Source organism: Tissierella simiarum (assembly GCF_018917865.1).
GTDB lineage: Bacteria > Bacillota > Clostridia > Tissierellales > Tissierellaceae > Tissierella_C > Tissierella_C simiarum.
On record NZ_JAHLPM010000003.1, the window covers coordinates 283,998 to 297,123 of the forward strand.

General features: G+C 27.7%; 10 protein-coding genes. 8 read left to right on the plus strand and 2 right to left on the minus strand.

Translation table 11 applies throughout. From position 1 onward, the window contains the following. Positions 1-53: 53 nt before the first annotated feature. Together KQI42_RS05575 and KQI42_RS05580 are read right to left on the minus strand one after the other, a co-directional pair. Positions 54-2,072, minus strand: a complete 2,019-nt coding sequence (locus tag KQI42_RS05575; RefSeq protein ID WP_216517592.1) for an ABC transporter ATP-binding protein — start codon at positions 2,070-2,072, stop codon at positions 54-56. Positions 2,073-2,087: 15 nt separating this feature from the next. Then, positions 2,088-3,839 (minus strand): ABC transporter ATP-binding protein, encoded by a 1,752-nt coding sequence (locus tag KQI42_RS05580; protein WP_216517594.1) that lies wholly within the window; start codon positions 3,837-3,839, stop codon positions 2,088-2,090. Between the two features lie 215 nt (positions 3,840-4,054). Between KQI42_RS05580 and KQI42_RS05585 the strand changes: the two genes are divergently transcribed. The 8 genes from KQI42_RS05585 to KQI42_RS05620 all read left to right on the plus strand — a co-directional run bounded on the left by KQI42_RS05585 (position 4,055) and on the right by KQI42_RS05620 (position 12,955). After that, the gene (locus tag KQI42_RS05585; protein ID WP_216517595.1) at positions 4,055-4,243 is read left to right on the plus strand and encodes a hypothetical protein; all 189 of its coding nucleotides are present in this window, start codon (positions 4,055-4,057) and stop codon (positions 4,241-4,243) included. Between the two features lie 114 nt (positions 4,244-4,357). Continuing rightward, entirely contained in the window at positions 4,358-4,765 is a 408-nt protein-coding gene (locus KQI42_RS05590; RefSeq protein ID WP_216517597.1) for a YtxH domain-containing protein, read from the plus strand. Positions 4,766-4,778: 13 nt separating this feature from the next. Next, entirely contained in the window at positions 4,779-5,252 is a 474-nt protein-coding gene (locus KQI42_RS05595; RefSeq protein WP_216517599.1) for a hypothetical protein, read from the plus strand. Between the two features lie 140 nt (positions 5,253-5,392). Further along, positions 5,393-6,115, plus strand: a complete 723-nt coding sequence (locus KQI42_RS05600; protein ID WP_216517602.1) for a glycerophosphodiester phosphodiesterase — start codon at positions 5,393-5,395, stop codon at positions 6,113-6,115. 29 nt (positions 6,116-6,144) lie between these two features. Continuing rightward, a complete protein-coding gene (locus KQI42_RS05605; RefSeq protein ID WP_216517604.1) occupies positions 6,145-7,029 on the plus strand; it encodes a diacylglycerol/lipid kinase family protein in 885 nt (294 codons plus the stop codon). A 46-nt stretch (positions 7,030-7,075) separates the two neighbouring features. Continuing rightward, entirely contained in the window at positions 7,076-7,522 is a 447-nt protein-coding gene (locus KQI42_RS05610; RefSeq protein ID WP_246566108.1) for a MarR family winged helix-turn-helix transcriptional regulator, read from the plus strand. A gap of 42 nt (positions 7,523-7,564) precedes the next feature. Next, the gene (locus KQI42_RS05615) at positions 7,565-10,522 is read left to right on the plus strand and encodes a protein kinase domain-containing protein (RefSeq protein ID WP_216517608.1); all 2,958 of its coding nucleotides are present in this window, start codon (positions 7,565-7,567) and stop codon (positions 10,520-10,522) included. Between the two features lie 261 nt (positions 10,523-10,783). Further along, complete coding sequence (locus KQI42_RS05620) at positions 10,784-12,955, plus strand: sensor domain-containing diguanylate cyclase (protein WP_216517610.1); 2,172 nt, start codon at positions 10,784-10,786, stop codon at positions 12,953-12,955. Positions 12,956-13,126 lie beyond the last annotated feature (171 nt).

The window sequence follows — 13,126 nt, forward strand, 5'->3', positions numbered from 1 at the left end:
TAATTTATTATTGTTTAAATTATTTTACTCTAAAAAAGAGAAATAGTAAAGTATCAGCTAAAGAAAGCCTCTTTATATTGCAGCTTATATAAATCATAATAAATTCCTTCGTTTTCCAATAGCTCCTGATGATTACCCATTTCTTTAATAACACCTTTATTTAAAACTATAATCTTATCTGCATGTTGAATAGTAGACAATCTATGTGCAACGGCTATTGTAGTTCTTCCTTTAATTAGTTTTCCTAGTGCATCTTGAATGAGCAGTTCTGTTTCTGTGTCGATATTTGAAGTAGCTTCATCAAGGATTAATATTTTAGGATCAAAAGCTAAAGTCCGTGCAAAGGATAATAATTGTCTCTCTCCAGAAGATAAGGTTGATCCTCTTTCCATTACTGGCTCTTTATATTGTAGAGGCAATTTACTTATAAAATGATGGGCATTTACGTATTTAGCTACCTCTATTATTTTTTCTTCATCTATATCTCTATTATTTAACCTAATATTTTCCTCAATAGTACCTGTAAATAGGAAAACATCCTGAAGAACTACCCCTACATTTTTTCTTAATTCATATTTATCATAATCTTTAATATTAACACCATCTATGAGGATTTCTCCTCTTTGTATATCATAGAATCTAGTTATTAAATTGATTATAGAAGTTTTACCCGCCCCTGTAGCACCAACAAAGGCAACTGCTTCTCCTGGATTTATAGTGAAGCTTACATCTTTCAATACCCAATTTTCATCTTCATAGGCAAACCAGACATTTTTAAACTCAATTTTTCCATTGAAACCCGTTATAGGAATTGGATTTTCAATATTTTCAATTTTACTATTATCGTCTAATATCATAAACAATCTTTCACTGGAAGCCATAGCAGATTGCAGGATATTATATTTTTCTGTCAGATCCAATATAGGTTCAAAAAATCTTTGGAGATAATCTATAAAGGCATAGAGAACTCCAAATTCAATATAGCTAGAAACTACTTGACCTCCTCCATAATAGATTAAAATCGCTATTCCTAGAGAGCGAATAACTTCAATGGAAGGTCTAAATATTGCATAGATAGAAATTTCTTTTTTTGCTGTTTTTAGATAATCCTTATTTATTTCGTCAAACTGTTGTGAAATCTTTTCTTCTTTTTTAAATATCTGTATAGTTTTCATTCCAGTAATATTTTCATTTAAAGTAGAGTTTATTCTAGCCAATTGAATTCGTCCTAATCTATAAACAGATCTTATTTGTTTTCTGAAAACTATTGAAGCTAGTATTATTAAAGGAATTAAGGTAAAGGATATTAAGGCTAATTTTAAATTCATTTTAATCATTACTACCATTATTCCTACAAGAATAAAAATATCTTTAAACAAATTTACTAGTACACCAGTATACATTTCATTTAAGGTTTCTGTATCATTGGTAACTCTTGTAACCAATCTACCTACAGGATTTTTATCAAAATAGGCTATAGATAAACTTTGAATATGTGAAAAAATTTCTTGCCTTATATTAAATACAATTTTTTGGCCAGTATAATTTAATATTATAACCTGTAAATAGTTAAATAGAAAAGCAAGGATAATGGCACCTATAAATATAATAGATATTTTATTTATACCATTTATGTCTATTTGCCTAAAATTTTGATAACTTTCTTTATCTAGAATGACCCTATTATTAATAGTATCATTCTGGTAATCTGTTAAGTAATAAATACCATTATCTTCAACTATGTTTTTAAGGGGATAATCACTTAAATTTACTTGAGTTTCTTTAGGTATGGAATCAATTCTAACGTATTTTTTATCTTGAAATATAGTTCCGTTATAAGGAGCAGTTAACTCCATTTCATACATTGGTTTTCTATACCCATTTATATAGTCGTCAATAGTAATTTTAAGTAAATAAGGTCTAAGTAACTCTAATCCGGTTACTATAACCATTAGAACTATAGCTAAAAGAAGATAAGTCCAGTAAGGTTTAGCATACTTTAAAAGTCTTTTCATAAGCTTTGAATCATAAGCTTTTCCCATTATTTCATCTTCATGGAAGTCTTTACTCATTTTAGATCCCCCTTTTTACTGTCTGTTTAACTTCTCTTCAAGAAGCTGTTTTTCATATAAATCTTTATATAAGCCTTCTAATGTTAAGAGTTCTTCATGGTTGCCTCTTTCAATTATTTTTCCATCTTCTAAAAGTATAATCTCATCAGCAGCTTTTACTGTAGATATTCTATGACTAATTATTATTGTAGTTTTATTATCCATTATCTTTTCTAGATTTTTCAGGATTTTTTCTTCCGTTTCTGTATCCACACTAGAAAGGCTATCATCTAATATAATAATTGGTGGCTCTTTGATTATTGCTCTAGCTATAGAGGTTCTTTGTTTCTGACCCCCAGAAAGAGTAACACCTCTTTCGCCTAAAACCGTTTCAAAACCATTTGGAAAAGCTATTATATTGTCATAGACTTCTGCCAATTGAGCTGCATTGAAGACTTTTTCTGAAGCAACTTTGTTATCAAAGGCAAATCCAATGTTATCTTCTATAGTAGTTGAAAACAAGAAATTATCTTGAGGAACATATCCCACATTCTCCCTTAAGGATTTAAGAGTAACATTTTTAATATTATTATTATCAAGGTAGATATTTCCTTCTTCTATGTCATAAAGTCTTAGTAAAAGGTTTACTATAGAAGTTTTGCCGCTTCCAGTTTTACCTACTATAGCTAGGCTTTTGCCTCCTTCTATAGTGAAGTTAATATTTTTTAAAGCATAATTGGTTGCATTAGGATATTTAAAACTAACATTTTTAAATTCTATTTTTCCTTTTACTCTGTTTAATGATATAGCATTGGAATTATCTACGATATCAGGTTTTTCATCTAATATAGAATTTATCCTCTCCATAGAAGCAGCACCTCTTTGAAGTATATTAATTACCCAGCCAACTGCCATCATAGGCCATATTAATAATCCTAGATAGGAATTAAAGGCAATAAAATCTCCTAAAGAAATTTCATTTAATATGACTTGTTTACCTCCATACCAAATTACTAACAAGAAACTGATGGAAGATATAAATTGGATAAAAGGATGAAAGGTACCAGATATTTTAACTAGATTCAAATTCTTTTTTAAATTATCCTTATTAACTTGAGTAAAGTTTTCCTTAACTAAATCTTCTTGAACAAAGGATTTGATGACTCTTATACCAGCAAAATTTTCTTGGGTTGTATCTGTTAGGTCTGAAAAAGCTTCTTGAACGATTCTGAAACGCTTATGTATAATTTTTCCAAATCTACTAACTACTATTATTATGAAAGGCAATGTAAATAGTGCAATGACTGTTAACCTTAAATTGGTAGTTTTAATCATCATAATTAAGGAAAGGATTATTAAAAAGATAGAATCTACAATCATAATAGTACCTTGACCTATAGCCATTCTTACTGCATTGACATCGTTAGTAGCATGGGCCATTAAATCTCCTGTTTTATGAGTGTTAAAATAATTAGGAGATAAAGTTAAAAGGTGATTGAAGAATTTATCTCTTAAATAATATTCTAAAATTCTGGAAGTACCTAAAATATAGATTCGCCAAAAATATCTGCCAACGGCTATAATAACACCTGTAAGAATGATTAATAGACTATACTTTATTATTCCATTAATAGTTAACATATTCTTCTCAAAAGCATTTGTTAGGCTTCTTAGTATTTGAGGTACAATAAGCTGAATAGAATCAATTATTAAAAGCCAGAATACTCCTAGCATATAACTCCATTTATGTTCTGAGAAAAAGTCTTTTAGAGTGATAAAAGCTCTCATATTTATAAAATCCCCCTTTCGAATATTTCGATACTCAAAATATTTCTTCTAATAAATATTATAAAGGATATTTTATTATTTTAAAGTATTAAATATTTATTTTTTAGTAATCTAAAGTTTTATAGTGAATAAATACCTTTTTTTTAGGAAGTATATATTATAAGTAATTAAATTCATTATTGAAGTCAAATAGTAGTAGAAGGAGAGAAAGCCATATGGAATTAACGACCAAAGAATTAGTGAAAAAAATGATTTTAGATTCTCAGGAAATGGTTAGAGATTATGAAACACATTCTAAAAAGGTAGATAATATGGAAGTAGCAGAGCTCTTTAAGACTTTTGCTGAACAATGTGGTTATCAAGCTAGTAAGCTACAAACAATTTTAAACAAAATAGACAAATAAGGAACATTAAATTTTAATGTTCCTTATTTTTTATTAAAAGTGATTATTTAAATCTATTTGGGGTAATAAAAGTCTAGTGATACAATTAGAAATACTATTAAAGGAGAGAGTTATATGAAGCTGAACGATTTAATCAAGGAAAAGAAAAGGATGATAGAAAGAGAAAAGAAAAAAGATGCTGCTAAAAATATTGCAGTAGGAACAGCCATCGGAACAGCTATTGGAGCCGCTGCAGGTGTGTTGCTAGCACCTAAATCAGGCAAGGAAACTAGACAAGATATAGTCGATAAAACTAAAGAAACTGCAGAAAATGTAAAAAATAGTGTTAAGGAGTCCGTTGAAGCAACTAAAGAGTGGCAGGAGAAAATAAAAGATGATATTAAGGATGCCTATGAAGGAATTAAAGAAGCTAAGAATGAAGTTACTGAAAATATAGAAGCCGATGAAGAACAAATCATTGAGAATATAGAAGAGACGGTTGAAGAGGATAAAGAAGAAATTGAAGAAAGTAAACCCTTATAAAGGGGGAATATAAATGACAGCCACTCTTACATTACAGGATTTATTTAAGTTTATACTCTATATGCTAGGAATTGGAGTAGGAACTTATTTAGTCCTTATATTAAAAAATGTAAATAAAATACTTAATCAAGCAAGAACTATTACAGAAGCAAATGAAAAGTCTATAGATACAACTATAAAGCAATTACCAGAAATAAGTGAAAATATAAATGGTATAACAAAAGAAGCTCAAGTAGTATTAAATCAGCTAACACCTGAAATAAATGGTTTAGTTAAAAATGCTAATTCCATATCAGGAAATATTAGTTCTATTACTGAAAATATAGATTCTACGACAAATAAAGTTTCTGGAACCATAGATACAGTTTCAGAAAGTATTAGTGAAACAGCTTTAGCATTTGAATATAACGTTAAAAATGTATCTGATTATATTCAAATGTTTATAGAAATCATAGATATAATAAAACATAGTCTAAAGAAGAAATAAGAACCCATATGACTTAAGGGGTTCTTTTTTATTTAGATGGCTATTTGAAATTTCAAAGAAAATTATAGTGTATAAGAAGGGAAACCTATTTTATTGGTGAATATACTATATAATATGTATTAAATGGAAGGGGAGATATTATGAAAAGTATAATAATATATGGACATAGGGGAGCAGCAAGATACTATCCTGAAAACACTATGATTTCCTATGAAAAAGCTATAGAAATGGGAGCAGATGGAATAGAAATAGATGTTCATAAAAGTAAAGATGGACATTTGATAGTATGCCATGATGAAAAAGTAGACAGAACTACTAACGGTTCAGGTTATATTAAAGATTTATCTTTACAGGAATTGAAAAACTTAGATGCAGGCAGTTGGTTTAGTGATAAGTTTAAAGGAGAGCGAATACCTGTATTAGAAGAAGTCCTTCAATTTGTTAAAGAAAAAAATGTTTTACTCAATATAGAAATAAAAAGTGGTCCTATATTTTACCATGATATTGAAGAAGATATAGTAAATGCTATTAAAGCCTATAATTTAGAAGATAGAATAATAATTTCTTCTTTTAATCATTATAGTCTTTTAAAAATCAAAGATATTGATAAAGGATTAAAGACTGGTATACTATATATAGCAGGATTAGCATCACCTTGGGAGTATGCCAGGTCTGTTAAAGCTGATGCTATACACCCTTTATTTATGACTATTGATAGGGATGTAGTTTTAAGTTGTTTAGAAAATGGGATTCAGGTCAATCCTTTTACTGTAAACGAAGAATGGGGATTACAGCTTATGAAATCCTTTGGAGTTACTAGTGTTATAACTGATTGTCCCGATTTAGCCAATAATATATTATAAATTAGTTGATTTAAGAAAGGCTGGTAATCATGAAAAAAGTAAAAATAATTAGTAATCCATCCTCAGGAAGGCAGCTAATACAAAGAAAGCTTGATTATCTTTGTAAGCTGCTTATTGATGATGGGTATTTAGTAGGCAAATTTACCACGGAAAAAAAAGATGATGCCATGTTTGAAACTATTAAAACTTGTAAAGAAGATTGGGATATAATTATTGCTTGTGGCGGTGACGGTACTGTAAATGAAGTTGCTAAAGGTATTGCCAATAGTGATAGAAAAGTACCAGTTGCTATATTATCTGCTGGTACTGTAAATGACTTTGCAAATCATATAAATCTTCCGAAGAATGTTACAGAGTTTTATAATATGATTAAAAGAGAAAAGACTATAGATGTAGATTTGGGTAGAGTAAATGATGAATGTTTTGTTAATGTAGCAGCAGGAGGGTTGTTGGCTAACGTAGGATATCAAGTTCAGCCCCAAGCAAAAGCTATATTAGGGAGAATGGCATATTATCTTGAAGGATTAAAAGAAATACCTAGACAATTATTTGAACCTATAAATGTGAAGTTTGAAAGCGAGGAATATATAAATAAAGAGGAAATTTTACTTTTTCTGATTTCCAACAGTTCTTCAATAGGAGGATTTAAAAGATTAGCACCAGAAGCTAATGTTTCTGATGGGTATCTAGATGTAGTTATAATTAAAAAGTCTGATATGCAAGATTTAGCCAATATCTTCTTTAGTATTTTTAGAGGTGAACATATAAATCATCCAAATGTAAGCTATTTTAAATCAAAAAAAATTACTATAAGTACTGAAGATAATGTTTCAATAGATATTGATGGAGAATATGGTGGAAAACTTCCAGCAACTTTTGAAGTTGTTCCAAAAGCATTTAAGATAATAATTTAAAAATAAAAAATGTGTTTTGTGATAAGAAATTATGGAGGAGATTTTATTGAAAGCTAATGATAGCTGTGAAAATGTAGCTAATATAGAAAAGTACTTAAGAAAAGTAGATTATATAATAAGAAGAAAAGGTAGGGAAATATTAAGTGATTTTAATATAACGGTTCCACAATTTACTGCTTTGCAAATATTAATAAATGAGGGAGAACTGACTATTGGCGAGTTAAGTCAAAAAATGGCTTTAGCCTGTAGTACGATTACAGACTTAATTGATCGTATGGAAAAGGCTGAATTAGTAGTTAGGAAAAAAGATGATAAAGACAAAAGAGTGGTTAGGATAGAAGTTTTGCCAAATGGCTATGATGTTTTAGAAAAAGTATTAAAAAAACGTATTGAATTTTTATCTGAAAAATTAAGTGGCTTTAATGATGATGAAAAATCAAGTTTACATCAGGGACTAAGAACTTTATATGAAGCTATGAGGATGAATAGCTAAAGAAAATGTATATTATATAATACATTAAAAAGGGGAAGAAAGATGAGGTTGATAGATAATAGATATAAGGTAGATAAGGTCATAGAGGACGGATTAAATAATGCAATCTATCAAGTAACTGATTTTTGGGATAATGATAAAAAACAGTTTATGAAATTATACAACTATGAGAAGCGAAAAGAAGTAATAAATTACTTTATTAATAATTTTATTTATCTATCTAAAATAAGACATGAGTATCTGCTTGCTAGTGATCAATTTAGTTTAGTTAAAACTATAGATAGAAAGAAGGTTAATGTATTACAATATTATTCAACTGTCGAATATGTGAATAGTCCTTCATTGAGTCAGTTTACTAAAGAACTAACCTTTAAAGAACGACTAAATATAGTACTTGATGTCATAAAAATAATAGATTTCTTGCATTATAGAGGGATTGTATATAGACATTTAAGCCCATCTAATTTATTTTTATTAGAAGATGGAACTATAAAACTTAAAGATTTAGCTACTATATTTGAAAAAATAATAAATACTGATTATGATGACTTAACCAGATATTTTTTAGCACCGGAGGTCTTATTAAATCAAGAGGAAATAGATAAAAGAGCTGACTACTATTCTATAGGAATGTTAATGAAATATTTATTTTTGGAAGATTTCTTAGTAGATAAAGTAGATGCTTTTATTTATTATAGTGAAGACGAATTAAGTCCTGATCAAGAAGTATTTTTAAATGAGATTATAAAAAATTTAACCAAAAAGAATTCCCTAGCTAGGGACGTTAATTTAGGTCAATTAATGGAGGATATCAATCTAAAGTTTCATATGGAATACCCATACAACCTAATGGAAGAAAGAAATAATTTATATTTTAAAACTAAAATCGTAGGGAGACAAAAAGAAATCGAAAGAATTCTAGAGCTAGATAAAGAATTGGTTGCTGGAACACTTATACATAGGGGCATTATTATTAATGGGAGCTCTGGTATGGGGAAAACAAGATTCTTAAAAGAAATATCTCATCAATTAAAGATAAGAGGCAGAGACGTATATCTTACTGAAATAGATGAAAATGATGGAATAGACTTAATGGCTATGGCGAATATACTAAGACAGTCTATGAAAGATACTCCCCAAGAGTTGATGGAGAAATACGGAAAAGAACTGGCTAAAATATTACCAGATTTAAGGTTTACTATAGGTGAGCCTACTAATACTGATTTGAGCCAATACAAAGAAAAACTTAGACTGTTTGATAGAATTACTAATTATTTTGAAGAATTGTCTAAAGATAAAATTATCTATATAGCTATAGATGATTTGCAAAATTGTAATAGCAATTTTCTTATGTTATTGAATTATCTAATAAACAATATTAAAAGTAAACAAGTTTTTTTTATTCTTTCTTTTAAAGATGAATCTTCGGTTAAAAATACTATAATTAAAGAAAAAATAGTTGAATGGAAATTAAATAAAAATGTATTGGAAGTATCTTTATTAAAATTAAACCTAGAAGAGATTGGTGAAATGATCCAATATATTTTAGGAATAAGTTATAGACCTATAAAATTTGCTTCAGTGTTATTAAAGGAAAGCCAAGGTAATCCTAGATATATAGAGTATAGTATGAAGGATTTACACAATAGGAAGGAATTATATCTTAATAAAAATGGTATGTGGGATATTAAAACCGATAACTATTCAAATATTTATTTTCCGACCGACATAAATGAAGCTTTAAAAAAGCAGTTAAATCTTATTAAAACTGATTATTTTGAGATATTCAAAGTGATGTCAATATTTAACAGTTCTCTATCTAAAAAAACTTTAGTTAGAATGTTAAATATAAGTCCTAAAAAGCTAGAAGAAGATTTAGAGAGGTTAATAACTTTAAGACTTATTGATGAAAGGGTGGCTGATTGGGGATATAGCTACAGTATTTATAATAGCCAATTAAAAAAACTAATTTATCATGAAATTTCTGAAGAAGAAAAATCGAGGTTACACAAAAGTGCGGCAAAGGTTATTGAAGATACATATGGAGAGCAATTAAAGTTTGTAATGGAAGAATTGATTTATCACTTACTTAACTCAAATCAGCCTATGAAAGCCTTAGAAATTATCTTGAAAGAAGTTAAAAAAATAGACAATCAATATAGCTCTAATTCTGTTTTTTTATGGGAAAAAGCTTATGGAATAATAAATGATAATTCAGATGAAGTAAAGCTTCAAGTATTGGATAACTTAGTAAATATCTATTCATTAAGAGGAGATGTAGAAAAGACTAATAAATATCTTAAGGAGCTAACAATAGAAGCTGAAAAACTAAGCAATCTTTATTATATAATTAGATCAAGAACTCTTAGAGCAGATTATTATTATAAAAAAAATCAAATAGACTTGGCACAAAGGGAAACTAGGGATATAGAGAGAATATCTAAAGAGCATAATTTTGTTGAGGGAATGATTAGTGCCTTAATTATTAAGAGTAGGATAGGGTTAAATATTAAAACTTTAGACTATGTAACAGAAAAACTAAATGAAGCCTTGGAATTGTCCAAAGTTTCAGGAGTGCATGCTTATTTGGGGACTATTTATAATATATGGGGTATAACCTGTTATTTAAAAGGAAACATGGGAGAGTCCATAGAAAAATATGAAAAAAGCATTACTTTTTTTCAAAATAATGGAAATTATCTAGAATCTACAAAGCCAATGAATAATATTGGAAACATTTATGCACAACATTATGGTGATAGAGAAAAGGCTATGGAGTTTTATAAAAAAGGTTTAGATATTGCAACTCAATATGGTTTTCTTGAGTCAGAAATTGTTTTTTTAAATAATATGGGAGAAATCTATATTAGACATCGTGAATATGGTAAGGCTATGGAGTATATCGAAGCTGCTAGAAAGGGAGCCTTAGAAGTAGAAGATGTTAATCTTGTATTTCTAACTAATATAAATTTAGGTTTAGTAAATCTTTTAATAGGATAATATAGCAAGGCTTATAACTATTACGTAATATTAAAGGAAGAACATGAAAAGAATGAAATTTTAGATATTGAAATAAAAGCTCAATATTGCAATTTTTTAGGTGAATTTCATGGTGTATTTGGACAATGGGATTTAGCTATTGAGTACTCAAAACAGACTGGAGAAATATGTAGGGAGTTTAATACCCGTGAATTTTTAACATCTCAATTTAGAATAATTTGTATAAAGTATTTTAAAGATTCAATTTATGATAAAGAAACTATGGAAAAAATTAGAGTAGAACACAGAAATAGAACTCTTAATTATGATAGACGTAAAATTATCTTATATTTCTCTATAATTAGTTTGTTAGAGAAAGACTATGAATATACTTTAAATTTATTAGAAGAAGATCTAGAACTAAAGAATGATTGCGAAACTAAATATTTTAAATATATAAGAGAAATGATTATTTGTAATTTAAATGACAGAGATTCTAATATAACAAATATGGTAAAAATTGAAGAGAAAATTAAAAGTTATAATCTATTAAATATAGATTTAATTGTCAATATGATAATAGGATTTAAATTCTATGAAAAAGGATTATATTATCAAGCTATAAATTATTTATTAGAAACTTTAGATATAATGTATAGATTAGCTATGAAAATTCCAGAGAGGGAATTGCAAATTAGTTATATTGACAGTAGAGGAGGCAATCTAGTTAAAGAGAAACTTTCTATGGCTATTGAAAATGCCTTTAATAAAAAAGTTGAATGTAAATACTTAACGGATATAAAAGGTGCTGATATAGAAGAGTATTTTGATTTTAGGCTTTTTTTCGATTTAATAAGCAATGAAGAGTTTACTAAAATTGCAGAAATAAACTATTTCTATCATGAAGCAAGTAATGTATATAATATTGAAACACTAATAGCTAGATTAACAGAAGATTATAGGTATAATTTGGATCTAATAATAAGATATTTGGCTAAGGAGACTTTAGCACAAAAGGGTTGTATTTTAATATATGATGAAGAAAGTAACAAATACCTACCAATTTCTAGCTTAGATGATAATTTAAATTGGATGCCTAATGAAAATATTTTAGCCCTATCTAATAGAAGTAATAAAGGTATTTTAATTAATAATAGCCCAAATGAATTTGCTAATAATTTTTATAAAGAATTTTTATCAAAAGAAATAAAAGGGCTAATATGCGTTCCTATAACTATACCAGAAAAAATAGAAGACAGGATTAAAAGCGATAGAAGAAAGGACGATTTATTTATAGATAAAAAAAATGAAGGCTATATTTATTTAGAAACCGACAGAGTATTTAATAGATTTGATTCTGATAGATTTAAACTAGTAAATATTCTTTCTTACCTTGTGTTTATTAATATAGAGAATTATATGTTAAAAGCAATTTCAACTACTGATAAACTTACAAATACCTATACAAGAAAATATTTTGAATCTAAGTTTGAAGAAATAATAACTTATTCGAAAAAAGGGAAAAATAATTTTACTTTATTAATGCTTGATATAGATAAGTTTAAAAATATAAATGATACTTATGGACATAGAAAAGGAGATGAAGTCCTAAGCTGTATAGGGAGGAAATTAGTAGGATGTATAAGAACTACAGACTTAGCAGCCAGGTATGGTGGAGAGGAGTTTATTGTCTTACTAAAAAACACCACAGAAAATGAAGGTAAGTTAGTAGGAGAAAAAATAAGATCAAACATAGAATCCTTAAAAATATCTGGTCTAGACTATCCTATTACAGTAAGCATAGGAATTTCTGTGTTTCCTAAACATAGTCAATTTAAAGAAGAGTTAATTGAAAAAGCTGATCAAGCTTTATATTATGCAAAAGATAAAGGAAGAAATAGAATTGTAGTTTGGAATAATGAAATTGGAAATACTTTAAATAGAGTAGATAGATTAGCAGGTATTTTATCTGGTAATACTAATGAAGATAATAGAAATATATTAGCTTTATTGGATGTCACAGAACTAATTAAAGAGAAAAAGAGTAAAGAAGAAAAAATATTTATTTTTTTAAACAGATTAATAGAGACTGTAGATGCAGAGTATTCTAATTTAATAGAGTTAGAGAATAAAAGCTCTCTAACTAAAATTTATTCTAGAGTAAGGTTGAATAACCAATGGATAAACACCCCTTTTTTAAATTACACAATTATAAATAAAACTATAGTTAAAAAAAAGGGAGAGTTTCTAATTGACTGGGATAATGTAGACGATGTAGACCGTATATCTGGAGTACCAAATTGGCAATCTATAATAGTGATACCTTTAATTGTAAACGAAGAGGTAAAGGGAGTAGTTTATTTATCAGTACCTTTAAAGGAAAAAGAGTTTGATTATAATAGTTATAATTTAACAAGAACTTTAAGTAATATTTTTGCAGCGATAATTTCATAAGACTCTGATGATGAGTATTATCTATCAGTGTTTCTTTAATAATGTTTAACATCTATAAGTATTTGTGGTATAATAATAAGAAAATTTTTAAAATGATTAGGGTATTCTAAATATAATCTAAAGATTCAAAAGAATCCAACCTATTTAGTGTATAGAATTTTACAATAATAA

Bases quoted from the DNA above. Each gene is read 5' to 3' on its own strand.
- KQI42_RS05605 (WP_216517604.1), top strand. From the start codon at position 6,145: ATGAAAAAAGTAAAAATAATTAGTAATCCATCCTCAGGAAGGCAGCTA.
- KQI42_RS05580 (WP_216517594.1), bottom strand. From the start codon at position 3,839: ATGAGAGCTTTTATCACTCTAAAAGACTTTTTCTCAGAACATAAATGG.
- KQI42_RS05585 (WP_216517595.1), top strand. From the start codon at position 4,055: ATGGAATTAACGACCAAAGAATTAGTGAAAAAAATGATTTTAGATTCT.
- KQI42_RS05600 (WP_216517602.1), top strand. From the start codon at position 5,393: ATGAAAAGTATAATAATATATGGACATAGGGGAGCAGCAAGATACTAT.
- KQI42_RS05595 (WP_216517599.1), top strand. From the start codon at position 4,779: ATGACAGCCACTCTTACATTACAGGATTTATTTAAGTTTATACTCTAT.
- KQI42_RS05575 (WP_216517592.1), bottom strand. From the start codon at position 2,072: ATGAGTAAAGACTTCCATGAAGATGAAATAATGGGAAAAGCTTATGAT.
- KQI42_RS05615 (WP_216517608.1), top strand. From the start codon at position 7,565: ATGAGGTTGATAGATAATAGATATAAGGTAGATAAGGTCATAGAGGAC.
- KQI42_RS05590 (WP_216517597.1), top strand. From the start codon at position 4,358: ATGAAGCTGAACGATTTAATCAAGGAAAAGAAAAGGATGATAGAAAGA.
- KQI42_RS05620 (WP_216517610.1), top strand. From the start codon at position 10,784: ATGGAAAAAATTAGAGTAGAACACAGAAATAGAACTCTTAATTATGAT.